At 57.7% G+C, this 25,057-nt stretch carries 29 protein-coding genes; 9 read left to right on the forward strand and 20 right to left on the reverse strand.

The window, feature by feature from the left end:
- Positions 1 to 27 precede the first annotated feature (27 nt).
- From THINI_RS23505 to THINI_RS13400, 6 genes are all read right to left on the reverse strand, one after another.
- On the reverse strand, positions 28 to 798 hold the full coding sequence (locus THINI_RS23505) for a type II secretion system protein N (RefSeq protein ID WP_002709102.1): 771 nt from the start codon (positions 796 to 798) through the stop codon (positions 28 to 30).
- On the reverse strand, positions 795 to 1,268 hold the full coding sequence (gene gspM, locus THINI_RS13380; RefSeq protein ID WP_002709103.1) for a type II secretion system protein GspM: 474 nt from the start codon (positions 1,266 to 1,268) through the stop codon (positions 795 to 797). The genes THINI_RS23505 and gspM overlap by 4 nt, the downstream gene beginning before the upstream one ends.
- A complete protein-coding gene (gene gspL, locus THINI_RS13385; protein WP_002709104.1) occupies positions 1,265 to 2,458 on the reverse strand; it encodes a type II secretion system protein GspL in 1,194 nt (397 codons plus the stop codon). Before gspL ends, gspM begins: the two co-directional genes overlap by 4 nt.
- Positions 2,427 to 3,560: a type II secretion system minor pseudopilin GspK gene (gspK, locus tag THINI_RS13390; RefSeq protein ID WP_002709105.1), complete on the reverse strand. Its 1,134-nt coding sequence runs from the start codon at positions 3,558 to 3,560 to the stop codon at positions 2,427 to 2,429. Before gspK ends, gspL begins: the two co-directional genes overlap by 32 nt.
- Positions 3,529 to 5,481, reverse strand: a complete 1,953-nt coding sequence (locus tag THINI_RS13395) for a transglycosylase SLT domain-containing protein (protein WP_002709106.1) — start codon at positions 5,479 to 5,481, stop codon at positions 3,529 to 3,531. Before THINI_RS13395 ends, gspK begins: the two co-directional genes overlap by 32 nt.
- Before the next feature lie 94 nt (positions 5,482 to 5,575).
- Positions 5,576 to 6,091 carry a hypothetical protein gene (locus THINI_RS13400; RefSeq protein WP_002709107.1) on the reverse strand — a complete coding sequence of 172 codons (516 nt, stop codon included), beginning with the start codon at positions 6,089 to 6,091 and terminating at the stop codon, positions 5,576 to 5,578.
- Positions 6,092 to 6,487: 396 nt separating this feature from the next.
- On the opposite strand from THINI_RS13400, the gene THINI_RS13405 reads away from it, so the two are divergent.
- The gene (locus THINI_RS13405) at positions 6,488 to 6,994 is read left to right on the forward strand and encodes a metallophosphoesterase family protein (RefSeq protein WP_002709108.1); all 507 of its coding nucleotides are present in this window, start codon (positions 6,488 to 6,490) and stop codon (positions 6,992 to 6,994) included.
- On the opposite strand, the gene gspC is transcribed toward THINI_RS13405, so the two are convergent.
- From gspC to THINI_RS13420, 3 genes are all read right to left on the reverse strand, one after another.
- Positions 6,981 to 8,000 (reverse strand): type II secretion system protein GspC, encoded by a 1,020-nt coding sequence (gene gspC, locus THINI_RS23510; protein WP_002709109.1) that lies wholly within the window; start codon positions 7,998 to 8,000, stop codon positions 6,981 to 6,983. The two genes, THINI_RS13405 and gspC, sit on opposite strands and share 14 nt — an antisense overlap.
- A gap of 23 nt (positions 8,001 to 8,023) precedes the next feature.
- Positions 8,024 to 9,040 carry an NAD-dependent epimerase gene (locus THINI_RS13415; protein ID WP_002709110.1) on the reverse strand — a complete coding sequence of 339 codons (1,017 nt, stop codon included), beginning with the start codon at positions 9,038 to 9,040 and terminating at the stop codon, positions 8,024 to 8,026.
- Positions 9,041 to 9,152: 112 nt separating this feature from the next.
- On the reverse strand, positions 9,153 to 10,052 hold the full coding sequence (locus THINI_RS13420) for a phosphoribosylaminoimidazolesuccinocarboxamide synthase (RefSeq protein ID WP_002709111.1): 900 nt from the start codon (positions 10,050 to 10,052) through the stop codon (positions 9,153 to 9,155).
- Positions 10,053 to 10,126: 74 nt separating this feature from the next.
- On the opposite strand from THINI_RS13420, the gene purE reads away from it, so the two are divergent.
- Genes purE through THINI_RS13440 form a run of 4 tightly spaced genes read left to right on the forward strand, consistent with a single transcriptional unit; the run spans position 10,127 to position 12,750 of the window.
- Complete coding sequence (gene purE / locus THINI_RS13425) at positions 10,127 to 10,630, forward strand: 5-(carboxyamino)imidazole ribonucleotide mutase (protein WP_002709112.1); 504 nt, start codon at positions 10,127 to 10,129, stop codon at positions 10,628 to 10,630.
- A 13-nt stretch (positions 10,631 to 10,643) separates the two neighbouring features.
- Positions 10,644 to 11,771 carry a 5-(carboxyamino)imidazole ribonucleotide synthase gene (locus THINI_RS13430; RefSeq protein ID WP_040839451.1) on the forward strand — a complete coding sequence of 376 codons (1,128 nt, stop codon included), beginning with the start codon at positions 10,644 to 10,646 and terminating at the stop codon, positions 11,769 to 11,771.
- Positions 11,772 to 11,782: 11 nt separating this feature from the next.
- A complete protein-coding gene (locus tag THINI_RS13435; protein ID WP_002709114.1) occupies positions 11,783 to 12,160 on the forward strand; it encodes a SirB2 family protein in 378 nt (125 codons plus the stop codon).
- Positions 12,160 to 12,750, forward strand: a complete 591-nt coding sequence (locus tag THINI_RS13440) for a class I SAM-dependent methyltransferase (RefSeq protein ID WP_002709115.1) — start codon at positions 12,160 to 12,162, stop codon at positions 12,748 to 12,750. The genes THINI_RS13435 and THINI_RS13440 overlap by 1 nt, the downstream gene beginning before the upstream one ends.
- Before the next feature lie 88 nt (positions 12,751 to 12,838).
- Here THINI_RS13440 and THINI_RS13445 read toward each other — a convergent pair whose 3' ends face one another.
- Positions 12,839 to 13,849: a class 1 fructose-bisphosphatase gene (locus THINI_RS13445; RefSeq protein WP_002709116.1), complete on the reverse strand. Its 1,011-nt coding sequence runs from the start codon at positions 13,847 to 13,849 to the stop codon at positions 12,839 to 12,841.
- Between the two features lie 323 nt (positions 13,850 to 14,172).
- Here THINI_RS13445 and THINI_RS13450 point away from each other — a divergent pair, with 323 nt between their 5' ends.
- The 4 genes from THINI_RS13450 (at position 14,173) to THINI_RS25735 (ending at position 17,141) form a co-directional block, all read left to right on the forward strand.
- Positions 14,173 to 14,781, forward strand: coding sequence for a sigma-70 family RNA polymerase sigma factor (locus tag THINI_RS13450; RefSeq protein WP_002709117.1), 609 nt, complete (start codon positions 14,173 to 14,175; stop codon positions 14,779 to 14,781).
- Between the two features lie 24 nt (positions 14,782 to 14,805).
- A complete protein-coding gene (locus tag THINI_RS13455; RefSeq protein ID WP_002709118.1) occupies positions 14,806 to 15,549 on the forward strand; it encodes a hypothetical protein in 744 nt (247 codons plus the stop codon).
- 60 nt (positions 15,550 to 15,609) lie between these two features.
- Complete coding sequence (locus tag THINI_RS13460; RefSeq protein WP_002709119.1) at positions 15,610 to 16,866, forward strand: S8 family serine peptidase; 1,257 nt, start codon at positions 15,610 to 15,612, stop codon at positions 16,864 to 16,866.
- A 128-nt stretch (positions 16,867 to 16,994) separates the two neighbouring features.
- Positions 16,995 to 17,141 (forward strand): hypothetical protein, encoded by a 147-nt coding sequence (locus THINI_RS25735; protein WP_002709120.1) that lies wholly within the window; start codon positions 16,995 to 16,997, stop codon positions 17,139 to 17,141.
- A gap of 3 nt (positions 17,142 to 17,144) precedes the next feature.
- Here THINI_RS25735 and hemF read toward each other — a convergent pair whose 3' ends face one another.
- The 10 genes from hemF to rsxC all read right to left on the reverse strand — a co-directional run bounded on the left by hemF (position 17,145) and on the right by rsxC (position 24,928).
- Positions 17,145 to 18,065, reverse strand: a complete 921-nt coding sequence (hemF, locus tag THINI_RS13465; RefSeq protein ID WP_002709121.1) for an oxygen-dependent coproporphyrinogen oxidase — start codon at positions 18,063 to 18,065, stop codon at positions 17,145 to 17,147.
- A 63-nt stretch (positions 18,066 to 18,128) separates the two neighbouring features.
- Positions 18,129 to 18,695, reverse strand: coding sequence for a CAP domain-containing protein (locus THINI_RS24385; protein WP_002709122.1), 567 nt, complete (start codon positions 18,693 to 18,695; stop codon positions 18,129 to 18,131).
- Positions 18,696 to 18,713: 18 nt separating this feature from the next.
- On the reverse strand, positions 18,714 to 19,343 hold the full coding sequence (locus THINI_RS13470; protein ID WP_002709123.1) for an MBL fold metallo-hydrolase: 630 nt from the start codon (positions 19,341 to 19,343) through the stop codon (positions 18,714 to 18,716).
- A 118-nt stretch (positions 19,344 to 19,461) separates the two neighbouring features.
- A complete protein-coding gene (locus THINI_RS13475; RefSeq protein WP_002709124.1) occupies positions 19,462 to 20,307 on the reverse strand; it encodes a ferredoxin reductase domain-containing protein in 846 nt (281 codons plus the stop codon).
- Between the two features lie 154 nt (positions 20,308 to 20,461).
- Positions 20,462 to 20,653 carry a hypothetical protein gene (locus tag THINI_RS13480; protein ID WP_002709125.1) on the reverse strand — a complete coding sequence of 64 codons (192 nt, stop codon included), beginning with the start codon at positions 20,651 to 20,653 and terminating at the stop codon, positions 20,462 to 20,464.
- Positions 20,650 to 21,231, reverse strand: a complete 582-nt coding sequence (locus THINI_RS13485) for an electron transport complex protein RnfA (RefSeq protein ID WP_002709126.1) — start codon at positions 21,229 to 21,231, stop codon at positions 20,650 to 20,652. Before THINI_RS13485 ends, THINI_RS13480 begins: the two co-directional genes overlap by 4 nt.
- The gene (gene rsxE / locus THINI_RS13490; RefSeq protein ID WP_002709127.1) at positions 21,224 to 21,868 is read right to left on the reverse strand and encodes an electron transport complex subunit RsxE; all 645 of its coding nucleotides are present in this window, start codon (positions 21,866 to 21,868) and stop codon (positions 21,224 to 21,226) included. The genes THINI_RS13485 and rsxE overlap by 8 nt, the downstream gene beginning before the upstream one ends.
- Complete coding sequence (locus THINI_RS13495; protein WP_002709128.1) at positions 21,865 to 22,524, reverse strand: RnfABCDGE type electron transport complex subunit G; 660 nt, start codon at positions 22,522 to 22,524, stop codon at positions 21,865 to 21,867. Before THINI_RS13495 ends, rsxE begins: the two co-directional genes overlap by 4 nt.
- Positions 22,521 to 23,570, reverse strand: a complete 1,050-nt coding sequence (locus THINI_RS13500; RefSeq protein WP_002709129.1) for an RnfABCDGE type electron transport complex subunit D — start codon at positions 23,568 to 23,570, stop codon at positions 22,521 to 22,523. The genes THINI_RS13495 and THINI_RS13500 overlap by 4 nt, the downstream gene beginning before the upstream one ends.
- Positions 23,567 to 24,928 (reverse strand): electron transport complex subunit RsxC, encoded by a 1,362-nt coding sequence (gene rsxC / locus THINI_RS13505; protein WP_002709130.1) that lies wholly within the window; start codon positions 24,926 to 24,928, stop codon positions 23,567 to 23,569. The genes THINI_RS13500 and rsxC overlap by 4 nt, the downstream gene beginning before the upstream one ends.
- Between the last annotated feature and the right edge of the window lie 129 nt (positions 24,929 to 25,057).

The following is a 25,057-nucleotide window of genomic DNA, read 5'->3' on the forward strand; positions in this document are numbered from 1 at the left end:
TTTTTTATGGGTGTCATGACCCAGGTATCAATTGAAGGCTGGTAATTGCCCCTGCTCCTGTATCCGGTAGCCGCCATCCGTCTGCGGTGCGCCCAGGAAAGAATTGAGGAATTGCTTGCTACCCGCATCAATGCTGTTGCCCGGCGTCAGGGTTAGCTGGCTTTGGTACTGGCCATCCTGTTGGACTGTTACAGTGCCATCCACAGTGAATGCAGCACCTGGCGCGGAAGCCAGCGTAATGTTTAGCGCGCCCTGCTCCCCTGCGCTAATAACCGCTGTGTAAGCGCCGAAACGTTGCGGCAGCATCTGTATTCCTGCCTCTTGCCACTCACCATGCCCACTCAGGCGCGGGAGGGTTTGCTGACCCCATTCCAGGCTATGCAGACTGGCCTGGAAAACGCCGCTCAGGGGCGGGATCATGAAGCCTTGCAGGTAAGGGGCCAAAGCCTGGGCAGGAATGGCGGTCAGGTTGACGCCACTGCACGCCAGATTACCGCTAATGCTGATGGCGCAGTTGCCCTCGAATTGCCCACCTTGCACCAGATTGCCACGCAGGTCGGCGGCCAACTTGCCCGTGAGCAAGGCAGCGGGATGCAGATCCCATTGCAGGTTATTGATTTGCACACCTTGCCAGTTCACGCGGCTGACGCCACCTTGCCATAGCGAGCCATTGACGCCTTGCAAGGGAGCAGCAAGGTCGGCGGGCAGGGCTTTTATCAACAGGCTGGCGGGAAGCTGGCCAATGGAAGCCAGCAGGAAACTGCCCATGCCCGCGAGTATCAGGGTGCGTGTTTTCATCGTTCCAGTGTGATTTGCGCGTCAACTGTGCCGGGTTTGTCGGCGGGTTTCATGTCCATGCGGGTGGCGAGGGCGGCGTATTGCATTTCCATCCGTGCCAGGAATTGCGCCAGCGCGTCGAAGGGCTTGCCTTCCAGCTTCAGGCTGACGCTGTTTTTGTCTTTTTCCTCGGAAGTTGTGCCTTCGCCATCCAGCTGATACTGCTTGAGGGTATCAATCACAATGCTGTGTAAGCTACCGCCCGTTGCTGCCGGGGTGGAACCGCCGCGCAGGCTGAGAATTTCGCCACGCCGGGCTTGCATTTCCTGATTGACGGCCTGGGCGTCGGCCAGATCCTGTTGTAGCAGGCGGTGGTAACTGGCCAGCGGTTTCCACACCAACAGCCATAGCATCGTCAAACCGATCAGGATGACACCCGTCATGACCAGTTGGCGTTCGCGCGGGGTAAGGTTCTGCCACCAGGTTTTCATGAATTGCCTCCCAGGGTCAGGGTGGCCTTCACGCTGTCGGCGGTGCGGGAGGATTGCAGTTCCACCGGATTGCCAAGGGCTTGTTCCAGTGTGTCGCGCAGGGTTTCGATGGCCTGCTGGTTTTGTGCTTGCAGGTTGATAGTCAGCGTGCCGGTCTGGGCGCGGATGTCTTCCACCGTCAGCCCGCCCGTGGTATTGAGGGCGGCGGCAAACGAGGCAAGCTGGGGTAGGTGGCTGGGTGTAGTGCTGTCGGCCTGCTGGCCACCGAGGCGCGTCAGTTCGGAAGCCAACCGGTTTTTCAGCCCGCGCGGGTCAATGCCGCTGGCCTCGGGGAACAGTTCACTGAACAGCCGCAGGTTGGATTCATCCAGCGCATCCAGTTGCTGTTGCAGGCGGTAGCTTTCAGAGCCATAGATACCGACAGCCAGCAAGGCGGCACTGGCGGCCAGGGCAGCGGGCAGCCGCCAGCGTTGCCATTGCTGCCGCCAGTGGGCGCGGTTTTCGTCCTGCAAGCCGTTGAGCAGGTTGAGCTTCAAGGCCGGTTGCAGGCTGGCTGGCAACAGTTGCTCAGCCTGGGTTTCGGGCTGGATGCTAAAACGTGGGTCGGCTGCCCAGTCTGCTGTCTTGTCGGTGTACAGGCGTAGGCGCGGGGGGGCGGCTTGCCCTTCCGCCATGCCATCCAGCAGCAGCGGCAAGGCGCGGGCGCTGCTGGCGTAGCCGGAAAGCTCGCCAGTGCGCACCCAGACCTGCTCGCCCTGCTGCCACAGGGTGGTGCTATCGGCTTCCCACGGCAGCGCGAACAGGTCGGGCAGGATATAACGGGCGCGCAATTGCCGCTCATGCAGGGCGCTGCCCCAGGCACGCAGGCGGTCGCGCTGGATGATGGCGACATCCACCAGGGTGGAGGCTGGGCGGGTTTGCCAGACGATGTGCTGGTCTTCGAGATCGGCGGCGATGCTGTCTTCGAGCGCAAACGGGATGGCTTGCTGCAATTGGCGCTGGTTGCGGGTGTTGACGTTGGTCTGGGTCAGCAATACTTCCCGCGCGGGGATCAGCAACACCAATTCCTGCCCGCGTGCCAGTGGCAACAGGGTTTCCCAGGAACCGTGCGTCCAGTTGGTGGCAGTGTTGCCTAGGCTGGCCCAGGCCGGTTCGGGGTCATTCGGTGATTGCAGGCGTATTACTAGCATCGTCAGTCGTTGTTGGTTGTTCGTCCACCCGGTCGAATTGGCGCATTATGACACGAACCGGGCCGTTGGGGGCGCGAAATAACAGGCTGTTGACGAAAACCCGCGCGCGGTTGATATGCACTTCCCCGCTCAGGCGGAAGTATTGCGAGGTCACGTCGAAACTCTCCATCAACACATCATCATTACCGGGGGTGAATGCCATGTCGCGGCTAAACTCTTCTTTGCTTTTATAAGCCTGCTTTGTCTTGCGTTTATCGAGTATCTGACCGATTTGGTTGTCATTCAGGCCGCTGGCCTTGAGCACTTCCTTGCTGGCGGTGTTGGGGTTGAGGGTGGTGTAAAACGGCAGGGCCGTCACGGTTTGCAGGAAGCGTTGCAGCAGCTTGTCCTTCAATTCTGGTTCGGGTATATCCAGACGCAACAGGCGGACTTCGCTGAGATCGGCAAATGGCATGTCAGCGGCGAGGTAGGGAATAGCGCCGGACAAATAGTAGTCACGCTCAGCGCCGTTTACCCCGGTTGGCAGGTTATTGGCGTCAACCCAATCCACAATGGCCTCGGCAAAGCCGACGGGAAGCCCAGCAGCAGTGACGAATTTCTGCAACTGCCCGTAAACCGCGCCATTGTAGCCCTGTTGCTGCCGGGATTGGGTGGTCTGCGCCTGCTCCCCGGCCTGTTGTTGCTGGCCGCTTGCCTGCCCTTGTCCTTGCCCCTGCTCTTTCTGTAACACCAGGTTGTTGAGGTTGAAACGCCCTTGCATATCCTCCAGCTTGCCCTTGAATTGCACTACCGCACCGCTGTCTTCGCGCAAGGTCTGGGTGGGAAGCTCATAAGCCCAGCGGTCGGTGAAAGCGTCGTACTTGTTTTCCTGCGCGTCGAGTTGCAGTTGCAGCCCTGCGTATTGCTCCATGGTGAACACGTACTGCCAGGCACGTTCCAGCGACTGGAAATTGTCGCTCTGGCGCACCGCGCGGCTCTGGCGGGCGAACACGACCGCCGCCAGCGTCACGACCAGCACCGCAATTACCAGCACAGTAAGGATAGCGATGCCGCGTTGCCGTTGCGGTAGGTTAAGGTTGTTTCGCAGTGGCCTGGGCTTCATTGGGTGGCACCGGTGGCAAACGTTCAGAGAGGCGACGGCCTTTGCCGTTATTGAGCTTATAGTCGTAAATGGTAGTGTACGCCATCACCGCTTGCACGTAATCGCGGGTTTCGGTAAATGGGATGCTTTCCACCCACTGGTCGGCACTGGTGAGTTGCTCCGGTGCCCATTGCCGTGGCCGCCCCGGGCCTGCGTTGTAGGCGGCCGTGGCCATGGCGTAGTTGCCGGAAAACTTCCCCAGCATGTCGCGCAAATAGGCGCTGCCCAACTGGATATTGGTGGCCGGTTGCAGGATGTCATCCTTGCCATTGACGCGCAGGCCGAGTTTGCTGGCAACATGGCGGGCGGTAGGCGGAATCAGTTGCATCAGCCCCAGCGCTTTGGCACCGGATTCGGCGTTCGGGTCGAAAGCACTTTCGCGGCGCATCACGCCTAGAATCCAGGCAGGCTGGATGCCGTGGGTGCGCGCCTGTTCCAGCACCAGGTCGGTGTGCACCAGCGGGAAACGTAGGCTGGTTTCATCCCATTCCTTGGCGCGGGAAATCGTCCAGATTGCCAGATTGGGGTCGCCGGAGCGGGTAGCGAGGTCAGCGGCGGCCAACATGCCTTCCTTGTCCATCAGTTTGAGGGCTCGGAACCATTCCTTGCGCCCCTGCGCGCGCTCGCCCAGCGCAAACCACTCGAAAGCACGCTGGATGGCGGCAAGTTTTTGTAGCCCGGCCATGCGCTGGCTACGGTCAACCGGGGCAGCTTGCAGGCCGCTGTAATCCTGCCCCAGGCGGTCGGCGGCGAGGAAGCCGTAAAAGCTGGCTTGCGGGGCAATTTCAGCGTACAGGCTGGCGGCTTCGCGCTGTTTGCCGGTTTGTTCCAGCGCCCGCGCCTGCCAGTATTGCCAGCCTGCTGCGTCGCGAGGGTGATCGAATTTGAGCTGGCGGGTGGCATCCAGCAGTTTTTCCCAGTCGCCGTAGCGGGCGGCCATGCGTGCCTGCCACAGGTTGCCATCCTGGGTGCGGTGTTCGGCGGGGATTGCGGCCAGCCGTGCGAGGGCGGTGGAGTCGTGGCGCAATGCTTGGTACATGCCGAGGGCACTTTCTACCTGGCCGGATTCTTCCGGGGTGAATTTGAGTTTTTGGCGTGCCTGTAGCCATAGGGTTTCCGCCTGCTGGGGCTGTTTTTTGGCAAGGCGTTCCAGGCCGAAGGTGATGGCTTCCCTCAGGTAGGGGGTGTCGGTTTGCTGGAAAGCCGTTGGCAATGCTGTAGCCGGGTCTTGCCGGATCTGTACCCAGGTGGCAACCGTGGTGCGGATCTCCGGCGGCAGGTCAGCCGCCAGTTGGGTTGCCAGTGTGGTCTGGTTTTTGTCGATGGCCGCGCGGATGCGCTGCCAGTAGTCATCAGTAGACAGCGCCACATGGCGGCGCAACAGGTCAGTGACGGGCAGGCAAGCGTCGGAAATGGATTTTCCGATACCCATCCACGTCTGTTTGCCGACTTCTAGCGCAGCCTGTTTCTGGCCGACAGCCGCCAGTGCCTGGGTGCGGTAGCATTGCGTATCCGTGTCGTCTAGATCCGCCGGAATAGAGGTGAGAAGTTTCTGCCAGTCCTGCTTGTCCGCCAACCGTTTGGCGAGCAACCGCTGAAGGTTGTCAGCCATGACCGAGCCGGGGTTACGCTGGGTAAAATCCAGAATGCGGGCATCAGCAACTTCGTCAACGATTTGTCGCAGATACTCGTACTCCAGCCACGGGTAAAGGGGGTAGGTTTTCAGTTCAGCGGGCAGTGTGGTGAAGCTGTCAGTGTCGCCAGCTTGCAAGGTAGCGTAGGCTTGCCGGAACAGGGCGCGCTGGTTGTCAGGCGTATTGGCCTGGGCAGGCAGGATGCAGGACAGGGTGCAACAAACGGCAATCAGTAATAATCGGCTCATTAATAGGGGTCATGGTGTCGATAATGCGCCAAGAATCTCACAACTACGGCGGCGGATTCAAATAATGCCGCGCATGAAAGCGGACAAACGGCTGTCAGGCAGCCATGTCCAACATTTCAGAGGAAGCCAGGAAATTGCTTCTGAACAGTAAGTAGCCGTAATGTTTGACATTGCCATCCTTGCCGCAAGCGGTGAAACAGACACCCGCGTAAATCTGGCGGCCTTCGCTGCTTACCTGGCTTTCGATCATGATAATGTCACGCACGACGCCCTGGGATGGGTTGCCAGCACCAATGCTGCCGTAGGCGATGTCGCCAAATTCAATACCGTGGGTGGGGGCAAACTTGACGGCGGGGCTGCCGTTTTTCAGGTGGGCATTGGGGCTTGCGGACAGGAAGGCGATTTTGACGTGACGTAAGACCAGATCGGGCCAGGGGTTGGAGATTTCGATGCTCAGGCGCTCATCCGGCATTCCGGGGAGCTGTCTGCGGCGCATCCTTACCCTTGGCCAGTAGCGTGCCGTTTCAGGGTGGGAAGACGCCTCGCAGGGGATACACTCCTGAAGGCTGGCACGGATGTCATCCGGCGAGTGCAGTTGGTGGATATTCATGTGTGTTACCTCTCGATTGGCCTTAGGGTGATTCCTAGCATTACCAATTAATAAGTGCTTGACTTTATCGAAAAGCTCTGATTTAAAAAGTGACGAGGATCACCTTTAAGGCAATAATTTGGGAAATCAGCCGTTTTGTTTGCCTTATTTTTGATTTACACACCCCATTATAGTTCCGTTGCGGCCAAACAACAGGTGAATGCAGGCAAGCCCACCGATGGGCGGTAGACTTGCACAGGAGCAGTGGCAAAAATACGACAGGCGGTCGGTTGAAACAGGATAAGCGGGTTGGCAGGCGCAAGGAAAAAGACAACTGCCGAGCATGGTGGGAACTTGCATTCCGCCAGGGTGCACGCGAAAATCGCGCCGCAATACAAGCTTTAGGGTAAAACGACCATGAACGAAGTTTCTGTCGCCATCATTTCCGACACGCACGGGTACATCGACCCGCGCATCATCGACATCATCCGCGACTGTGATTATGCCATCCATGCCGGGGATATTTGCGGCGAAGACGTGCTGGCTTCCATGCAGCCCAAAAGCGCCATTGTGATTGCGGTGGCGGGCAATAACGAGCCACGTTGCATGGTGGATTTCCCGCTGCCGGAAAGCAGCGAGCTGGCATTGCCGGGCGGCAAAATCTGCATCGAACACGGGCATGAGCACGGCCATCATACGCCCTGCCATACTTCCCTGCGCGGCCGCCACCCGGATGCGCGGGTGATCGTTTACGGCCATACCCACAAGATGGTGCAGGACAAAAGCGCAATGCCCTGGGTCATTAACCCTGGCGCTGCTGGCCAGACCCGTACCCATGGCGGGCCGTCCTGCCTGGTGCTGACTGCAAATGACCGGGAATGGGATGTGCGGGAATACCGCTTCGACAGCCTTACTGGAAATTGATTGGCAGGTTGATTTCCTGCCCGTTGCGGGTGACGTTGAGATTGATTTGCGGGGCGGTGGCGGCTTCCTGCAACATGCGTGCGCCGGTAGCGGGGCTGTCGAGCGCCGTGCCATTGATGGCGGTTACAATATCACCCGCCTGTAAACCCAGCTGGTTGAACAGGGCAAGGTTGCTGCCAGGGCTAAGCTGGAAACCCATGAACTTGCCATCGCGGGTATACGGTTGCGGGCTGGCAACTTCCAGCAGGCGCATGTTGTTGTTGAGTACGGACTGGCGGAACTCGCTCAGGCTGTTGCCGGTGGCGTTGGGGGGCGCGCCTTCCGGCGGATCCAGCTCCGGCTGGGGGGGCGGAACCGCGCCGGGCGAATCGGGGGTGGACATTTCCGGGGTCGGCAGCACGTCAGGTAAGGGTATGTCGGCAGGTGGCTCCTCAACCGGTGGGGCGAACTCCATGCCGCCTGCGTCACCACCCCCATCCATGAAACCAGCGGAGGGCGTTCCACCGCCGCTGAGTTCGGGTTTGGGCAGCTCCAGCTTTTCCAGCAGGCCATTACGCCGTAACAGGATATGTTCAGCCAGGATTTGTTCCAGCACCGCGCCTGAGTTGCCAATGCTATCACCGGTGGCATAGGCTTTTTGCTGGCCATTTTCCTCAATGATGGCATAACCTTGGCGCTTGGCAGGGGCGTACACGCCTTGCAACTTGAGCGCCAGTTGGGTGGGCTGGATGTTGGTTTGGGCTGGTTTGGCGGCATCAGGTTGGTAATTGCCAAACAGGTGGAAACCGGCAATCTGTTCGCCTAGGTTTTGGGTGGGTGAAGCAGACTGAAGGCTGGTTGAGCTTGTCTGTGCAGCTGTCAATGCCGGGCGCGGCTCGGCGGGGAACAGCATCCAAGTCAGGCGCGCCAGCAGAAAGCCGCAAATGATGACCAAGCCGAAGCTGGCATAATCCGGCGCGTGTTCCAGCCAGCGGTTGAACAGCCGCGTATGTTGACTGCCTTGCATAATGGCCAAACCCCTCTTCGGTCTTAAACCTGATAATAATCCCGATACCACTGGATGAAACGGTGTACCCCTTCTTCCACCGGCGTGGCCGGGCGGTAACCGACATCTTGCACCAGTGCTTCCACGTCGGCATAAGTATCCGGCACGTCGCCCGCTTGCAGCGGCAGTAAATTCATTTCGGCCTTGACGCCCAGTTCCTTTTCAATCGCACCGATGTAATCCATCAGTTCGACCGGGTTCTGGTTTCCTATATTGTAGACCCGCCATGGCGCTTTGCTGGAAGCAGGGTCAGGGTTCATACCGCTCCACTCAGGGTTGGGCGTGGCAGTATGGTCAAGGGTGCGGATCACGCCTTCCACAATATCGTCGATATAGGTGAAATCACGACGATGCTTGCCGTAGTTGAATACGTCGATTGGCTGACCGGCCAGCATGGCTTTGGTGAACTTGAACAGTGCCATGTCCGGGCGACCCCAGGGGCCATAAACGGTAAAGAAGCGCAAGCCAGTCGTTGGCAGGTTGTACAGATGTGAATAGGTATGCGCCATCAGCTCGTTGGCTTTCTTGGATGCGGCATACAGCGACAGCGGGTGATCCACGTTGTCATGTACCGAAAATGGCATGGATTCGTTCGCGCCGTAGACAGAACTGGAGGATGCATACACCAGATGCTTTACGCCGTTGTGGCGGCAGCCTTCCAGAATATGCGCGAAACCCACCAGGTTGCTGTCGACGTAAGCCAGCGGGTTTTCGATGGAATAGCGCACCCCGGCTTGGGCAGCGAGGTTAACCACCGCATCCAGCCCCTCTTGCGCAAACAGTTTCGCCATGCCATCACGGTCGGCCAGATCGAGGCGGATGAACTTGAATTTGCCCGCTGTATCCGCGTCAATAATGCGCTGCAAGCGGCGCTCTTTCAGGCTGACATCGTAATAGTCGTTGAAATTGTCGATGCCGACGATTTCATCGCCGCGTTCCAGCAGTTTCATAGCCAGCGTCATGCCGATGAAACCGGCTACCCCCGTAATTAATGTGCGCATGTTTTCTCCTGTAAGAAACCCCTCCCGGCCTCCCCTTATCAGGGGAGACGTAGAGTGGTGCTGCCATCCGGTTCCTCCCCTGATAAGGGGGGGGTAGGATGGGCTTCTTCCATTATTTAGTTAACAAATCAGCCACTTCGCGATACTTTGCCGCTGTCTTTTCAACAATTTCCGGCGGCAGTTCCGGCCCTGGTGCTGTTTTCCCCCAGTCCAGCGTCTCTAGATAATCCCTGACGAATTGTTTGTCAAACGATGGCGGACTAATGCCCGGTTTGTACTGATCAGCAGGCCAGAAACGCGAGGAATCGGGGGTGAGGATTTCGTCGATCAGCACCAGATTGCCATCCACATCCAGCCCGAACTCGAACTTGGTGTCGGCGATGATGATGCCACGTTTGAGGGCATATTCGGCAGCACGGTTGTACAATTCCAGACTGACGCTGCGCACCTGTTCGGCCAGTTCTGCGCCGATCTGCTGCTGCATCTGCTCGAAACTGATGTTGATGTCATGCGTGCCCACTTCCGCCTTGGTGGAAGGGGTAAAAATCGTTTCCGGCAGGCGGTCGGCCATTTGCAAGCCAGCAGGCAGGCGGATGCCGCAGACTGCGCCGGTTTGTTGGTAATCCTTCCAGCCGGAACCGATCAGGTAGCCGCGCACAATGGCTTCCACCGGCAGCGGTTTCAGGCGCTTGACGATGATGCTGCGGCCTTGCAGTTGCGTCTTTTCTTCCGCCGTCACGGGTAAGTCATCCAGCGTTTTGCCGCTCAGATGGTTGGGGGTCACGTCTTGCAACAGGCTAAACCAGAAATTGGCAACCTGGGTGAGGATAACCCCTTTCTGCGGAATCGGTGTCGGCATGATGACATCGAACGCTGACAAGCGGTCAGTGGTAACGATCAGCATGTGTTCATTGTCAACCGCGTAAATATCGCGGACTTTGCCGCGCGCAATCAGGGGAAGGGAAGAAATCTGCGTCTCGAAAACAGTCGCCGGAATGCTGGATGTATTCATTGCTTGAGCTTAGTTAGTGCGAAAATGTAGATCGCGGTATAATATCAGATTTTGTGGAAAACAAGGGTAGCATCATGACTCAACCCGTCCCGCCGGTCGTAGGGGTTGTCATGGGCAGCAACAGCGACTGGAATGTGATGTCCAAAGCCGTTGAGCAGCTTGAAAACTTTGGCATTGCTCACGAATACCGCGTTGTTTCTGCCCACCGGACACCGGATTTACTGTTTGAATATGCAGAGAGCGCCCGTGCGCGCGGCTTGAAATGCATCATTGCAGGTGCAGGCGGCGCGGCACATCTGCCCGGTATGCTGGCGGCGAAAACCACGCTTCCCATCCTTGGTGTGCCTGTTACCAGCCGCGCCTTGAGTGGCGTTGATTCCCTGTATTCCATCGTGCAGATGCCCAGGGGCGTGCCGGTTGCAACCTTCGCGATTGGCGAAGCGGGCGCGGCCAATGCCGCCTTGTTTGCGGTGGCGATGCTGGCCAACGAAGACCCCGTGCTTGCAGAAAAACTGGCGCAATTCCGTGAGGAACAACGCCAACACGCGATGAATATGGCATTACCCCCAGACCCCTGACTGACCCTGTTTTATGACACTACTCCCCGGATCAACCATTGGTATGCTCGGCGGCGGGCAGCTTGGCCGTATGTTCACGGTCGCCGCCCGCACCCTTGGCTATCGCGTTATGGTGCTGGAACCCGACCAGCATAGCCCTGCCGCGCAACTTGCCGACGAGCACATTATTGCCCCGTATGACGATGCAGCTGCGCTGACCCTGTTTGGCACAGCTTGCGATGTCGTTACCACCGAGTTTGAGAACATTCCTGCTGCTACGCTGGACTTTCTGGCGCAATTCTGCCCGGTGCGGCCTTCCGCCCATGCGGTAAAAATGGCGCAGGATCGGCTTGTGGAAAAGGAATTCGTGCGTTCCTGCGGGTTGTCCCCAGTGCCGTTCGCAGCCATTCGCCAGCCGCAAGACATTGCCGCAGCGCAAGGCTCAGTGGCTTACCCTGCCATCCTCAAAACTGCCCGTTTCGGTTACGACGGTAAAGGTCAGGTGACGGTGAAGTCAGCAGCAGAAGCCGAAGCGGCCTTCGCCGAATTGGGTGAGGTGGATTGCGTATTGGAACAACGGGTGGATTTGCAGCGCGAAATCTCCGTCATCCTCGCCCGCAGCACCAACGGTGAGGCATGTTGTTTCCCGGTGGCGGAAAATGAGCACCGCAACGGTATCCTGCACCAGACTATTGTTCCGGCGCGGATTGAGACGCAACTGGCGGAAGCAGCCCAGGCAGCTGCCACCCGCATGGCGGAACAACTGGCATTCGTCGGCGTCATGGCAGTGGAATTTTTTGTCACCAAGCAGGGCGAGCTGCTGGTCAACGAAATGGCCCCGCGCACCCACAACAGCGGGCATTACACCCTGGATGCCTGCCTGACCTCTCAATTCGAGCAGCAGGTGCGCATGGTGTGCGGGCTGCCGTTCGGTGATACCCGCCTGCTTTCCCCGGTAGTGATGGTCAATCTGTTGGGTGATGTCTGGCATGATGCGCAACCAGACTGGCTGGCGTTGCTGCAAAGCGCGAATACCAAACTACACTTGTACGGCAAGCGCGAAGCCCGCGTGGGGCGCAAGATGGGTCATTACTGCACGCTTGCGCCCGAGCTTGATGCCGCCCTTGAAGAAGCGGGACACATTTTCCAAAAACTGCAATAAGGAAGCACCACATGGATACCAGCACACTCATTCTCAAGATTCACGCGATCATCGCCCTGTTATCGGTCGTCGTTTACCTGATTCGCGGCTTCTGGATGCTGACCGGCAACCCGGCGGTAACCGGCAAGGCGGCGCTGGCCAGCGCATCGCTTTCCATGCTGATTTTGTTGGGAACCGGCCTGTGGCTGGCGTTTATCAGCACGGAACATGGCGTTGACAACTTTGTGATCATCAAGGCAATTGGCCTGATTGTGTATGTGGTGCTGGGCGTGATTGCGCTGAAACCGGGGCTGGGCAAACCTGCCGCTATTGTGTTGTGGTTGCTGGGGCTGGCAGCCTTTGCTTATACCTACCTGTTCGCCAAAGGCATGGCTCCGGCGTTGTTGTAATGGCTGATATTCCTTATTCCAAGAATCTGCGCGATGACATCCGCTTTGAAACGGTGTTGTGCGGGCACAAGTTCACCTTCCTGTCGACGTGGGGTATTTTTTCCCCGCGTGAGATTGATGACGGTACTGATTTGCTGCTGAAATATTTGAAAATCAACCCGGCTGACGACTGTTTCGACCTCGGTTGCGGCTATGGCCCGGTCGGGCTGGCGATGGCGAAACTGGCTCCGCAAGGCCAGACGCTGATGGTGGACAAGGATTTCATGGCAGTGGAATACGCCAATAAGAATGCGCAACTGAACAAGCTGCCGAATGCCCGCGCCATGCTGAGCAACGGTTTCCAGCATATCGGCAAGGATTTGCGTTTCGACGTGATCGCTTCCAACATCCCGGCAAAAGTGGGCAAGGAAATGATGAGCATCCTGCTGCACGACATGAAACAGCACCTGAAGCCGGGCGGGCGGGTTTACCTGGTCACCATCAATGGTTTGCGTGAGTACATGAAGCGCAACCTGAAGGAAACCTTCGGCAATTTCGACAAGCTCAAGCAGGGGCAGGCGTATACGGTGTCGTATGCGGAGAAGGGGTAAAGAAACCCCTTCCCTTATCAGGGGAGGGAGCCTGCATCAGCGCGACTTCCTGTTCCTCCCCTGATAAGGGGAGGTTAGGAGGGGTTTCTTAAGCGTTATGATACCCCGTCACCAGTTCCACCTCATTGCGTGACCCCATCACTACCGGCACGCGTTGGTGCAGGTCGGTCGGCTGGATTTCCATGATGCGTGTGTAAGCGGTAGTCGCCATGCCGCCCGCCTGTTCAACGATGAAGCCCATCGGGTTGGCTTCGTACATCAGACGCAGTTTGCCGGTCTTGCCAGCCGCTTTCATCTTGGAATCCATCGGGTAGATGAAAATGCCGCCACGGGTGAGGATACGGTGGATTTCCGCTACCATGGACGCCACCCAGCGCATGTTGAAGTCTTTGCCGCGCGGGCCTTCCACACCAGCCAGACACTCGCTGATGTAACGCTGCATCGGCGGTTCCCAGTAACGCTGATTGGAAACGTTGATGGCGAACTCCTTGGTGTCGGCAGGAATTTTCACGTCTTCGCGGGTCAGCAGGAATTCACCGCAATCCTTGTCCAGCGTAAACATGTTCACGCCGTTGCCCGTTGTCAGTACCATGATGGCGGAAGGCCCGTACAGGCAGTAGCCTGCCGCGACCTGTTTGGTGCCTGGCTGCATAAAGTCGGCAGCGGTCGGGTTTTTGACGCCTTCAGGGGCTTTGATGATGGAAAAGATGGTGCCAACCGATACATTCACGTCCATATTGGAAGAGCCATCCAGCGGGTCGAACGTTACCAGGTAATGGCCACGCGGAATGTTGCCGGGCAGGTTGTAAACCTCGTCCATTTCCTCGGAAGCGAGTGCAGCGGCATGGCCACGGGAAAGGGCTTCGATCATCACGTCATTGGTGATGATGTCCATTTTCTTCTGCTCTTCGCCCTGCACGTTTTCGGAGCCAGCAGAACCGAGCACGCCGATCAGCGCGCCCTTGCTGGTAAGTGCGGCAATTTTTTTGCAGGCCAGCGCTATGTCGTTGAGTACACAGCTGAATTCGCCGGTTGCGCCTGCGTGTTTGCGTTGTTCTTCGAGGATAAATTGTGTCAGTGTGGTGCCGATTTGGTACATAACCCTGGTTCCAGAAAGTAAAAAAACTTAAAATTGAACGCGATACATAACCCTGATGGTTATGGCTGCAAGTATATAAGCTAATTATGATATTGTGATGTACTTGGCTTGTAAATAAAAAAAGGCGGATCCGAAGACCCGCCAGACTTGCGAGGGAGTATTATAACTTTTAAGAATTGCTAGTTGAGTGTGTAGTGTACTGGCTATGTCGCTGCCACTCATGAGCCGGTTCAAACAAAGTTGAAGATTTTTTCATTCGGATTTTTTTGCCAATTAATTGCTGATTGATTAGAACCAGATTGACATAAAGAGCGACACAGACGATGGAAGGCCATTCACCAGGCAGCAGACAGCAGGCAGAAGCAGCGGGCAAGCTCAGTGATGAAGTGCTGATGGAACTCATCAGTCACGGAAACCAGCAGGCATTCAGCCAATTGTACTTACGTTACCAGCCCCGCCTGGTTAAGTATTGCGCGCGCGTATTGCGTGACGACATTGCCCAGGCCGCTGATCTTGTGGATGAGGCCATGTTTGATGTTTGGCGGTCGGCAGAGAATTTCGCGGGCAGATCCAAGGTTTCGACATGGATCTACTCCATTGCCCGCAACAAGGTTGTGTCTTGGTTACGCAAGACCTCAGAGCTGACGCTGGAAGATGAGTCGGTGCTGGAGGCCATGATAGACCCAACCGCCAACCCTCACGAGGAATTGGCATTGGATGACATGAAACAGCAGTTGTTGCGCCTGATGGACCAGCTTACGGAAGAGCACCGTGAAGTCATCAGGTTGACTTACTTTGAGGACAAATCCGTCAAGGAAGTAGCCAATATTCTGGCCATTTCTGAAAATACCGTCAAAACCCGCATGTTTTACGCCCGCAAGCGCCTGGAACAGTTACTGGAAAAGGTAGGCATCGTCGGTTTTGACCTCTAAGGCATTCAGCAAAAAACTTGTAGTATGGACTTATACCCAAACGGTGACCCGGTAGAGGAGGCACGACTCCTGCTCCCCTGGTACATCACCGGTAAACTGACTGAAGCGGAACGCGCCCTGGTGGAGCGTATGTTGGAGCAGCACACTGACCTGAAGGAGGAATACCTCCGTGAGCTCATGCTGGTTGATATGATCCGCGCCAATGAAAGCCTGTTGAGGCTGACTGCGGTCGACACCACCCAGCAGCGCCTAGACAAACTGTTGAAACAGATTGGGCGCGAAGAGCGGGCTTTGGGGCAAACGTCCCGGGAACCGGCCATGCCAGCCGCACGCAAACCGGTTACTGATTGGTGGCAGTTCTTCCGCAACCTGTTTCCTGAGGATGGCTGGCTGAAGCCTGCCAATGCCGTGTTTGCCTTGCTATTATTGGTGCAGGCCGGTTTTCTGGGCTGGTTTGCCCACGCCCTGTCGACATCCGAAGACAGCATTTACGTGACCGCAGGTGTTGCCGACAACAAGGCGGAAGTGCCTGTCATCCGTGGCATGGTGTTGTTGATGGGGTTCAATGGCAACGCGCCGATGAGCCAGGTGCAGGACTTCCTGCTGAAGTGGGATGCCCGTATCCTGGATGGGCCGGACGCCAACAACCTGTTCAAGGTTGAATTCCGCGCTATTGACCCCGATGACCTGCTTTCTGGCCTGACCCTGCAACAAATCCAGCAGGATCAGGCGGTGGTTGATTTTGCCGGGAGGCCATTTCAACCCTGATTTTTCACGCGACTCCCATTATCCTTGTGTATTGACCTAACCCACTGCTCCGGAAATACCATGCAGCTTCCCAACCTCCCCTTGGCTTCCCTGTTGATTCCACTCCTGTCATTAGCGGCTTGTAGCAGCACGCCGGTTGAATACAAGGTGATTGGCATGGCTAAAGATTCCCCTGCCTGCCAGATCAGTGCTAGTGCTAGTGATAGTAACAACATATGCGTCGCCACCCATGTGTTTCGCCCGATCAATTATGAGAAGGATGAAATGCTGATTACCTACGACAGCCAGAAACCAGCGGAAACTGCCGATGAGGTGCTGAAGAAATACAAGTTGCGAGCCAAACGCAGCGATAATCTGGATTCGATCAAAACGACCATGATTACGGCAGCCACCAATGGGCAAGACCCCTACGATCTGGTTAACAGCATCAAGCACAATGAAAAGGCAGTGGACGCCAGCACCAGCAATTTCTACGCCACAGCGGCACTCCAGAGCGGCGGGGGCTTGCCCGCCTGGCCCTTGGGCATAACCGGCGCGGATACGACCCGTCAGCGCAGCGCAGGGAACGGGGTGGTGATCGGCATGATCGACACGCCGATCGACATTAACCATGACTCCCTGCATTCGTCGATTGAGCGCATCGACCTGATCCCGCAAGGCGATGAACGCAACCGCCTGCATGGCACCGAAGTGGCAGGGGTCATGATCAGCAGCAACCCGCGCGTTGGCATAGCCCCGAAGGCGCATCTGGTCGCCATCAGTGCGTTCAGCACCAACCCGCAAAATCCGGATGAACGCCGCAGCAATTCCGGCCTGGTTGCGCAGGCGCTGGAACAGGCTATCCAGAAAAACGTGCAGGTGCTAAACCTGAGTTTTGCTGGCGGCTCTGACCCAGTAGTGGACAAACTGGTGCAAGCGGCAGTCCAGCGTGGCATCCTGGTGGTCGCTTCTGCCGGTAATGGCGGCCCAGGGGCGCAAGCGGCCTACCCCGCCGCCTTACCCGGCGTGATTGCCGTGACAGCCGTTGACCAAGCCGAAAGCGTGTTCAGCCGCGCTAACCGGGGCGATTACATTGACTTGGCAGCTCCTGGTGTCAGCATCCTGACCACCGCGCCACGCGGGGCTTTTCATATTGCTACGGGTACTTCGCTGGCAACTGCGCATGTCAGCGGGCTGATTGCGTTGCTGAAATCGCTGAACCCCGCTTTCAACCCAGAACAGCTCAACCGCACCGCCATAGATCTTGGCAGGCCGGGGCGCGACAACGAGTATGGCTACGGTTTGGTCAATGCGGAACGGGCACTGGCTGGGCGCTAACGGATTTTTGCAAAAACTTGATCTGGAGCAAGGAAACGTTTTGCCGTCGGCAAAGTTTTGATTTCCCTCAAAGTGACGCCTGCCATGCAGCCTTACGATAGGCGCAGTTTTTCGTAAGGAGCATCATAATGGCACACTTCTTCTCCAGCGCTGAAGGCATTGTTTTCATGTCTGTGTTCACCATCGTTTTCATTCTCGGCTTTCTTGGCTATCTGGGGTGGAAGTTCTACAAGCTTTCCGGCCACAAGCCTCAACCGGGTGAAAAAACCTGGTAAGCCTCAGGCATTTTCCGCCAGCCAGTCGCGCGGGCGCAGAAAATCGCTATACAGCCGGGCTTCTTCCGTACCGGCTGCGGGCTGCCAGTTGTAACGCCATTTTACCAGAGGTGGCAGGGACATGAGGATGGATTCGGTACGCCCGCCGGATTGCAGGCCAAACAGCGTGCCCCGATCATACACCAGGTTGAACTCCACGTAGCGACCCCGGCGGTACAGCTGGAAATCACGCTGCGTATCGGTGAAGGGCAGCCCCTTGCGCTTGCTGACAATGGGTCGGTAAGCCTTGATGTAGCTGTCACCGACGCTACGCATGAAGGCAAACGTTTTCTCAAACCCCCATGTGTTCAGGTCATCGAAAAACAACCCGCCCACGCCGCGTGGCTCATTGCGGTGCTTGAGAAAGAAATAATCATCACACCACTGCTTGTAACGGGCGTATACATCTTCCCCAAACGGGTCGCAGGCCGCTTTGGCAGCTTGATGCCAGCCGATGCAATCCTCCTCAAAGCCGTAGTACGGCGTCAGGTCAAAGCCGCCACCAAACCACCAGACCGGCTCCTCACCTGCCTTTTCCGCGACGAAAAAGCGCACATTGGCATGGGAAGTCGGGATCATCGGGTTGTGCGGGTGGATTACCAGCGACACGCCCATGGCCTGGAAGCTGCGCCCAGCCAGTTCCGGGCGTTGCGCCGTGGCGGAAGGCGGCAACTTGTCGCCAAAGACGTGGGAAAAGTTGACGCCACCTTGCTCGAAGACAGCGCCGTTAGTGATTACTCGGGTGCGCCCGCCACCGCCGCCGGGGCGCTCCCAGGCATCTTCCGCAAAGCTTGCGCCACCGTCTTCGGTTGCCAACTGGTTGCAAATATCGTCCTGCAAACTCAGCAGGTAATTCTTGACGGCGGCAATATCCACTTGCGGCATGGGGCATCCTTCATCAATACACAGTCGGAAAACAGCGTATTGTACTTGGAATCAGGCGCTTGGTCAGTATGGCTTGACGCCAATATAATTACCGGGGGGGCTGTAATTACAGACCCAGATTTGACCATTATCGGGGCAAATACTACGGGCACATCCTACGTTGAGGGTGGTATTCCAGACCATTTGGGTGTAATGGCCGCACGCTTTACCAGCTGCGCAGCTATTACTGACATATGAATAATCTACCTTTTCAGCTGCCCAATCCTGCGCAGGGCGCGCAGAGCCGATGTTTTGGGGAGCACCACCATAGCTGCTATACCATGCTAGATTTTCACCCGTACCCAAAGTGTCTTCAGCGTTAGTACGATGAACCAAATGGCAACCGCTGTTGGCAAGATGATTGGCCCAGGTTTGAGCGTAATCCGCCAGTTGATCTGACCATAGCAGGGGTATGGAATTGACTAATGCCCGTTCTTGATTATGGACATTCAACATACCTTGCATATCAGGGGCATTGGTACTCCCCGGCACGCCACTGGTGCCCGATGCACCGCTACTACCCGATGCACCGCCTCCACCACAAGCTGTGCACGTCATCATAACAAAGAAGATTACAGATAAATCTTTCATCACACTGATACCTCGCTATCAGGGAATAAAGGGGTTGTGCTGGCGCTCCCTGCCGATGGTTGTGTTCGGTCCATGACCAGGAATGACGATTATATCATCACCTAATGGCCACAACTTAGCTTTGATAGAGTCGATAAGTTCGCGATGGTTCCCGCCCGGAAAATCGCTGCGCCCGATTGAACCGTTGAAAAGGACATCACCGACGAAAACCACGCCAGCTTGTCGATGGAAAAACACCACATGACCGGGTGTATGACCTGGGGTGTGCAAAACTTCCATTTGCTGCTGGCCAAATGCCAGTGTATCCCCTTCCTGCAACCATCGTTCAGGGATGAAGGCGTCGCAGTGCGGCAGGCCGAATTGCCGCGATTGCACCGGCAACGCATCCAACCAGTACTTATCTGCCTCATGTGGGCCAGAAATGGGGATCTGGTAATGGCTTGCCAGCGCCAGCGTGCCGCCGACATGATCCAGATGGGCGTGGGTGAGAAACACGCCAACTGGTTGCAGGTTGCGCTCTTCGGCAGCCGCCATCAGCTTGCCTGTATCGCCACCGGGGTCAACGAAGGCGCATTCACGGGTTTCCTCGCACCAGATGATGCTGCAATTTTGCGCGAAAGCGGTCACGGGAATGGTTAGGTATTGCATGTCGTTACCCTGCATGAAATGGTTCACGAGGGAGATTGTACTCCCTAAAATTTATAGAGAGACATTATCGTAAATAACGAAGCGGGCGACCAATAATCACCCATTTCGCCAGCTCACCTCAATACGTCAACTCCGCCCAACGCCCTTCCGCCTGTAACCGGCCTTTCAACGCCTGCCAGTTCCCCGCCGAACCCGCCTGCTCTGCCATCACTTTGTCAAACACCGCCACCTGCTTCTTCAGCCCGGCGAGGTAGACGTAAGTGTTCGGCATCTGCATCAGCACCCAGGTTTTCGCACCATTCTGCGACAGGCTCTTGCCCAGCGTTTCGCCCACGTCGGCATACGGGTCGGGGTTGATCGCCTGATACGCCTCGAAAGTAGCTTCGTCGTAGTAGTTGGCCAGATCGTTGTTCTGGTCGTTCATGTACAAGTTATCGAGGCCGCTTTTCGCACCGTAGAACAGCCGCACCTTGCCCTGCCAGCCACCGTGCTGCGCGTACACCGACTTGATCAGGGTGCGGAACGGCGCAATCCCGGTGCCGGTGCCGATCATCAGCAGGTTGCTGGTCTTGTCGGCAGGAACCTTGAAGGCCGCCTTGTACGGCCCGGTCAGAGTAATCTGCTTGCCGGGCGCGGCGTTGCACAAAAAATTGGAGGCAATGCCGGGGTATTCCTCGCCCGACACTTCGTCGATGTAGGAACAGCGCCGCACCAGAATCTCGATGTCGGCGCCTTCGCCGCTCGGCTGTGCCGACACCACACTGTAATAGCGGTGATGGTACGGGTTGCCGAACGGATGCGGCCCCGGAATCAGCACGCCGATATTCTGACCCGGAGTAGCGCGGAACGCCGGTTCATCCACGCCCAGCACCAGTTCGCGCACCTCGTCTGCATTGTCGGCGGTAATGCGTTTGCTGGCCTTGACGGTGGCCTGGCAGGTAACGCCAAAAGTTTCTTCAGTCATCTCAATCTCTCCCAAAAATCATTGTCCTGCTCTCTTTAAGACCCTCACCCCAACCCCTCTCCCGCCAAGCGGGCGAGGGGCTAAGACAAAAACGCCGCCTCTTTCTCCCCCTCTACCGCTCAGCGGGAGAGGGGGCTGGGGGGGTGAGGGTCTTCTAATGTTCCCGATTCTTGCACGCAGTTTTGCCCTTGCACCCGCACGAAGAACCACAGCCGCCACCTTCCTCCCGTGGCGGGCCAAACTCAGGGTGGCGCAAGGCAAACCCGCGCACGATCCGCTGCACCAGCAACCACGCCAGCAACAGCACCGGCATCGCCAGCATCGCAATCAGATAATCCCGCATCATTCCGCCCCCAGTCCTGCAAATCCCATGAACGCCAGCGACAGCAGGCCGCCGAGGATCAGGCTCAGCGCCGCGCCTTGCGTCACACTTGGCAGTTTTGCCAGATCCAGCCGTTCACGCAAACCCGCCATCAGCAGCAAGGCCAGGGTGAAACCCGCGCCCGCGCCCAGCGCATACGCCAGCGACTGCCCGAAGTTGTATTCCTTGAAGGTCTGGAACAGCGCCAGCCCCAGAATTGCGCAGTTGGTGGTGATCAATGGCAGGAAAATCCCCAGTGCGCGGAACAAGGCCGGGCTGAGTTTCTTCAGCGTCATTTCCACCAGTTGCACGGCGGAGGCGATCACCACGATGTAGCTGATCAGGCGCAGGTATTCGATGTTGAACATCACCAGCAATTCATTGAGGAAATACGCGCACACCGAGCTGACCAGCATGACGAAGGAGGTCGCGGCTCCCATCGGCATCGCCGTATTCAGCTTGCCTGAAACCCCGAGGAACGGGCACAGCCCCAGGAACATCGCCAGCACGAAGTTGTTGGCCAGAAAGGCGTTGAAAAAGATAAAGGTCATGCTCTCACCCATGGGAAACGCCCTCCGCTACCGCTTGTTTGCGTGTTTTCAGCCATTCAAAGAACAGCAACCAGCCGCCCAGCACCAGGAACCCGCCCGGCGGCAGCACCATCACCACCCACGGCTGGAACTGCTCGCCGAACAGCGGCAACCCGAACAGCGAACCGCTGCCGAGGATTTCGCGCACAATCCCCAGACACAGCAGCGCCAGGGTGAAACCCAGCCCCATGCCCGCCGCGTTTACCATCGCTTTCACCGGCTTGTTGCGCGAGGCGCAGGCTTCCGCCCGCCCGAGGATGATGCAGTTGACCACGATCAGCTGGATGAAAGCGCCCAGCGCGTTGTACACATCCTGACTCAGCGCCTGGATGGCGTAGTCAACGATGGTCACGAAGGTGGCAATGATCACGATGTAGGTGGCAATGCGCACTTCCGACGGAATCAGGTTACGGAACAGCGACACCAGCAGGCTGGAGGTAATCAGCACGAAAGTAGTCGCCAGCCCCATCGCCAGCGCATTCACCGCCGAGTTGGTGACGGCCAGCACCGGGCACATCCCCAGCATCATCACGAACACCGGGTTCTCGCGCCAGATGCCTTCGAGGAAGGTGTCCAGCGTGATGCGGTCATCCTGTTTGATCAGGCTCATGGCTTGGCTCCTTCAATTTGTGACAGCAACGGCACGACCTTGGGCAACACGTCCTGCGCACTACCGTTCAGCCCCTTGGCGATGGCCTTGGAGGAAATGGTCGCGCCACTGATCGCGTCGATTTCCCACGGGTTCTGTTTGGAACCGTGCTTGACCGCGACGATGGCATTGGCCAGCGCCTTGCCTGCCGCATCCAGTTTTGCTTCCAGATGCTCGAAGTTGGCGACGAACGCCTTGTCGGTAATGGTCTTGTCACCCAGCCCCGGCGTTTCGGTCTGCTTGATGACCTTGATGCCGGTGATGCATTTGCAGGTCGGAGTGTAGGCGTAAATGGTGTCGACCGGGCCGGAATAGCCCTGCGCACTGCCTTCCGCCGCCACACCCAGCAGTTTGCCCTGTGCGTCGTAACCGGCATACACATTGATGCCTTTCATGCCGGGGGCAGCTTCCAGCAATTCACCCTTTTCGTTGATGATGAAATGCTTGTCGGCGGTCGCGCCCTTGATCACTTCCAGCACGGTTTTCTGGATAGCCAGCCGCTTGTTTTCCTCAATCGCCGGTTTGGTAGCCTGATACACCGTCACGATCAGGAAACCGGACAGCGCGGTCACGAAACCCAGCGTGGCGATCATCGCCGTACTCTTGTTCGCGCTCATGCGGATTTCCCCTTCGGTTTTGCCCCAAACAGACGCGGCTGGGTGATGGCGTCAATCAGCGGCGTGGAGGCATTGCCCAACAGGATGGCGTACATGATCCCTTCCGAGAGGCTGCCGTACACGCGGATCACCACCGTGAGCGTGCCGATCAGCAAACCGTAAATCATCACCCCGCGCGGCGTGAGCGGCGAACCCACCATATCGGAAGCCATGAACATTGCCCCCAGCATCAGCCCGCCGGAAAACAGCATGAACAGCGGATCAGGATTCTTGTCCGGGTTGATCAGGTGCAACACGCCGGAAGTCACGATCACGCCCACGAACAGCCAGGCCGGAATGCGCCAGTCCATCATCTTGCGGATCACCAGATACATGCCGCACACCAGAATCAGCAGCGCGGAGGTTTCACCCGCCGAACCCGCCACCGTACCGGTATACAGCGCGAACGGGTCAGTAGTGATGTGCTGGAACTTGCTCAGCGCCAGCGGCGTAGCGCCGCTGAAACCATCCACCGCCACCTGTTTCACCCACTCGCTGGTTTCCGGCGGAATCAGGAACGGCAGGGTCAGGGTGGAAGGCACGAATTCGGTAAAGCGCCCGCTAAAAAAGGCCGGAGTCCAGGTGGTAATCGCCACCGGAAAAGCGGCTTGTACGAATGCCCTTCCCACCAGCGCCGGGTTGAACACGTTGTAACCGATGCCGCCGAACACCGCCTTGCCGATGCCTACCCCGGCAATGCCCGCCACTGCTGCCATCCACAGCGGGAAACCGGGCGGTAAAGTCAGCGCCAGCAAAATGCCGGTAATGGTCGACGACCAGTCGCCCAGCGTATTGGGCTTGCCGCCCATCCAGCCGAAAAAGCGTTCCGTGCCGAGACACGCCAGCGTGGTGACGATCACCAGCGCCAGCACGCTGATGCCGAACTGGTACACCGCATACGCCACGATCGGCAGCAGCGCGTACACCACGTTGCGCATGATCATCGGCACATCCTGCGGCTTTTTCACATGCGGCGCGGTGCGCAGGATGATGTGTTTCTGGCTCATGCTTTCCCCTTCTGTTCACGGTTGACCGCCTTGCCGATACGGAAGTATTGCACCAGCGGGATGTTGGACGGGCAGACGAAACTGCAACAGCCGCATTCGAAGCAACTGTTGAGGTGGAAATCGCGCTCCATTTCGGCGTACTGACGCTTGCCCGCCAGCCACGCCATCTGTGCCGGGTTGAGGTGCATCGGGCAGGCTTCCACGCAGCGTCCGCACTTGATGCAGGGGAATACCGCGCCCTGGTTTTCGCCTTCCATGAACTCGCGCCCCTGGAACACCAGCACGCCCGAAGTGCCCTTGGTGACTGGCACATCCAGCGAGGCCAGCGACATGCCCATCATCGGGCCGCCGAGGATGACCTTTTCGTGGTCGGCTTTCACACCCATCTGTTCGAGAATGAAGCGTACCGGTGTGCCGATCGGAACGAGGTAATTGCCCGCCTTGGGCATGTCGACGTTGTAGCCGGTAATGGTGATGACACGCTCAATCAGCCCTTCGCCTTTGGGAAGCAACCGACCCAGTTGCGCCAGAGTGCCGACGTTGTTGACCACGATGCCGATGTCGATGGGCAGTCCGCCTGCCGGAACTTCCACCCCCAACAGCGATTTCAGCAGCATCTTTTCCGCGCCCTGCGGGTACTTGGTTTCCACCAGTTCCACCGTGATCGGGTCGTCGGGTTTGAGGGCAGCTTTCACTGCTGCTGCGGCGTCAGCCTTGTTGTCCTCGATGCCGACGATGGCCTTTTCCGCGCCGGTGATTTGCAGCGCGTAACGGATGCCTTTCAACAAATCAGCGGGCTGTTCCAGCATCACCCGATGGTCGCAGGTGAGGTAGGGTTCGCATTCGCAGCCGTTCACCACCAGCGTGTGCGCGGTCTTGCCGGTGGGGATTTGCAGCTTGACGTGGGAAGGGAATGCCGCCCCGCCCAGCCCCGCCATGCCGGTGTTCTGCACGCGCTGGATCAGTTCCTTGCGATCCAGCGTTTCCGGTTCGACCGGCTCGCCGTACAGCACCAGCTGGGCGGAAGCCTCGTACACGTCGATCACAATCGACAGCACGCGCGGGCCTGCCGCGCTCGGCATCAGGTTGATGTCTTTCACGATCCCGGTCGCGGGCGCGTGTACCGGTACGGACATGAAACCGTCCGCCTCGGCAATCACCTGCCCACGGAACACTTCCTCGCCCACCTTGACGATGGGCTTGGCGGGCGCACCGATGTGCTGCGCCACCGGCACGATCAGGCGCGGCGGGAAAGCCAGCCGCTTGATGGCTTTTCCCTGGGTCGCTTCCTTGTGGTATTGCGGATGGATACCGTGCGAGAAGCGGCCTTTGCGGAATTTGTCAAACAGAGCAAGCATGGTTGTTACCTAATCTCTGACCCTGGGAGGGCGACCACCGGTCGCCCCTACAATTCATTTCCCCCGTAGGGGCGACCGGCGGTCGCCCTTGGCGGAGGTGTTTCCCTGTCCGGGAGAAGGGCGACCGCC

The sequence above is a fragment of the Thiothrix nivea DSM 5205 genome (genome assembly GCF_000260135.1).
Classification (GTDB): domain Bacteria; phylum Pseudomonadota; class Gammaproteobacteria; order Thiotrichales; family Thiotrichaceae; genus Thiothrix; species Thiothrix nivea.

What these genes read in the sequence shown, in the direction of transcription:
- THINI_RS23505 (WP_002709102.1), bottom strand. Translation starts at nt 798, where the DNA reads ATGAAAACACGCACCCTGATACTCGCGGGCATGGGCAGTTTCCTGCTG.
- gspM (WP_002709103.1), bottom strand. Translation starts at nt 1,268, where the DNA reads ATGAAAACCTGGTGGCAGAACCTTACCCCGCGCGAACGCCAACTGGTC.
- gspL (WP_002709104.1), bottom strand. Translation starts at nt 2,458, where the DNA reads ATGCTAGTAATACGCCTGCAATCACCGAATGACCCCGAACCGGCCTGG.
- gspK (WP_002709105.1), bottom strand. Translation starts at nt 3,560, where the DNA reads ATGAAGCCCAGGCCACTGCGAAACAACCTTAACCTACCGCAACGGCAA.
- THINI_RS13395 (WP_002709106.1), bottom strand. Translation starts at nt 5,481, where the DNA reads ATGAGCCGATTATTACTGATTGCCGTTTGTTGCACCCTGTCCTGCATC.
- THINI_RS13400 (WP_002709107.1), bottom strand. Translation starts at nt 6,091, where the DNA reads ATGAATATCCACCAACTGCACTCGCCGGATGACATCCGTGCCAGCCTT.
- THINI_RS13405 (WP_002709108.1), top strand. Translation starts at nt 6,488, where the DNA reads ATGAACGAAGTTTCTGTCGCCATCATTTCCGACACGCACGGGTACATC.
- gspC (WP_002709109.1), bottom strand. Translation starts at nt 8,000, where the DNA reads ATGCAAGGCAGTCAACATACGCGGCTGTTCAACCGCTGGCTGGAACAC.
- THINI_RS13415 (WP_002709110.1), bottom strand. Translation starts at nt 9,040, where the DNA reads ATGCGCACATTAATTACGGGGGTAGCCGGTTTCATCGGCATGACGCTG.
- THINI_RS13420 (WP_002709111.1), bottom strand. Translation starts at nt 10,052, where the DNA reads ATGAATACATCCAGCATTCCGGCGACTGTTTTCGAGACGCAGATTTCT.
- purE (WP_002709112.1), top strand. Translation starts at nt 10,127, where the DNA reads ATGACTCAACCCGTCCCGCCGGTCGTAGGGGTTGTCATGGGCAGCAAC.
- THINI_RS13430 (WP_040839451.1), top strand. Translation starts at nt 10,644, where the DNA reads ATGACACTACTCCCCGGATCAACCATTGGTATGCTCGGCGGCGGGCAG.
- THINI_RS13435 (WP_002709114.1), top strand. Translation starts at nt 11,783, where the DNA reads ATGGATACCAGCACACTCATTCTCAAGATTCACGCGATCATCGCCCTG.
- THINI_RS13440 (WP_002709115.1), top strand. Translation starts at nt 12,160, where the DNA reads ATGGCTGATATTCCTTATTCCAAGAATCTGCGCGATGACATCCGCTTT.
- THINI_RS13445 (WP_002709116.1), bottom strand. Translation starts at nt 13,849, where the DNA reads ATGTACCAAATCGGCACCACACTGACACAATTTATCCTCGAAGAACAA.
- THINI_RS13450 (WP_002709117.1), top strand. Translation starts at nt 14,173, where the DNA reads ATGGAAGGCCATTCACCAGGCAGCAGACAGCAGGCAGAAGCAGCGGGC.
- THINI_RS13455 (WP_002709118.1), top strand. Translation starts at nt 14,806, where the DNA reads ATGGACTTATACCCAAACGGTGACCCGGTAGAGGAGGCACGACTCCTG.
- THINI_RS13460 (WP_002709119.1), top strand. Translation starts at nt 15,610, where the DNA reads ATGCAGCTTCCCAACCTCCCCTTGGCTTCCCTGTTGATTCCACTCCTG.
- THINI_RS25735 (WP_002709120.1), top strand. Translation starts at nt 16,995, where the DNA reads ATGGCACACTTCTTCTCCAGCGCTGAAGGCATTGTTTTCATGTCTGTG.
- hemF (WP_002709121.1), bottom strand. Translation starts at nt 18,065, where the DNA reads ATGCCGCAAGTGGATATTGCCGCCGTCAAGAATTACCTGCTGAGTTTG.
- THINI_RS24385 (WP_002709122.1), bottom strand. Translation starts at nt 18,695, where the DNA reads ATGAAAGATTTATCTGTAATCTTCTTTGTTATGATGACGTGCACAGCT.
- THINI_RS13470 (WP_002709123.1), bottom strand. Translation starts at nt 19,343, where the DNA reads ATGCAATACCTAACCATTCCCGTGACCGCTTTCGCGCAAAATTGCAGC.
- THINI_RS13475 (WP_002709124.1), bottom strand. Translation starts at nt 20,307, where the DNA reads ATGACTGAAGAAACTTTTGGCGTTACCTGCCAGGCCACCGTCAAGGCC.
- THINI_RS13480 (WP_002709125.1), bottom strand. Translation starts at nt 20,653, where the DNA reads ATGATGCGGGATTATCTGATTGCGATGCTGGCGATGCCGGTGCTGTTG.
- THINI_RS13485 (WP_002709126.1), bottom strand. Translation starts at nt 21,231, where the DNA reads ATGGGTGAGAGCATGACCTTTATCTTTTTCAACGCCTTTCTGGCCAAC.
- rsxE (WP_002709127.1), bottom strand. Translation starts at nt 21,868, where the DNA reads ATGAGCCTGATCAAACAGGATGACCGCATCACGCTGGACACCTTCCTC.
- THINI_RS13495 (WP_002709128.1), bottom strand. Translation starts at nt 22,524, where the DNA reads ATGAGCGCGAACAAGAGTACGGCGATGATCGCCACGCTGGGTTTCGTG.
- THINI_RS13500 (WP_002709129.1), bottom strand. Translation starts at nt 23,570, where the DNA reads ATGAGCCAGAAACACATCATCCTGCGCACCGCGCCGCATGTGAAAAAG.
- rsxC (WP_002709130.1), bottom strand. Translation starts at nt 24,928, where the DNA reads ATGCTTGCTCTGTTTGACAAATTCCGCAAAGGCCGCTTCTCGCACGGT.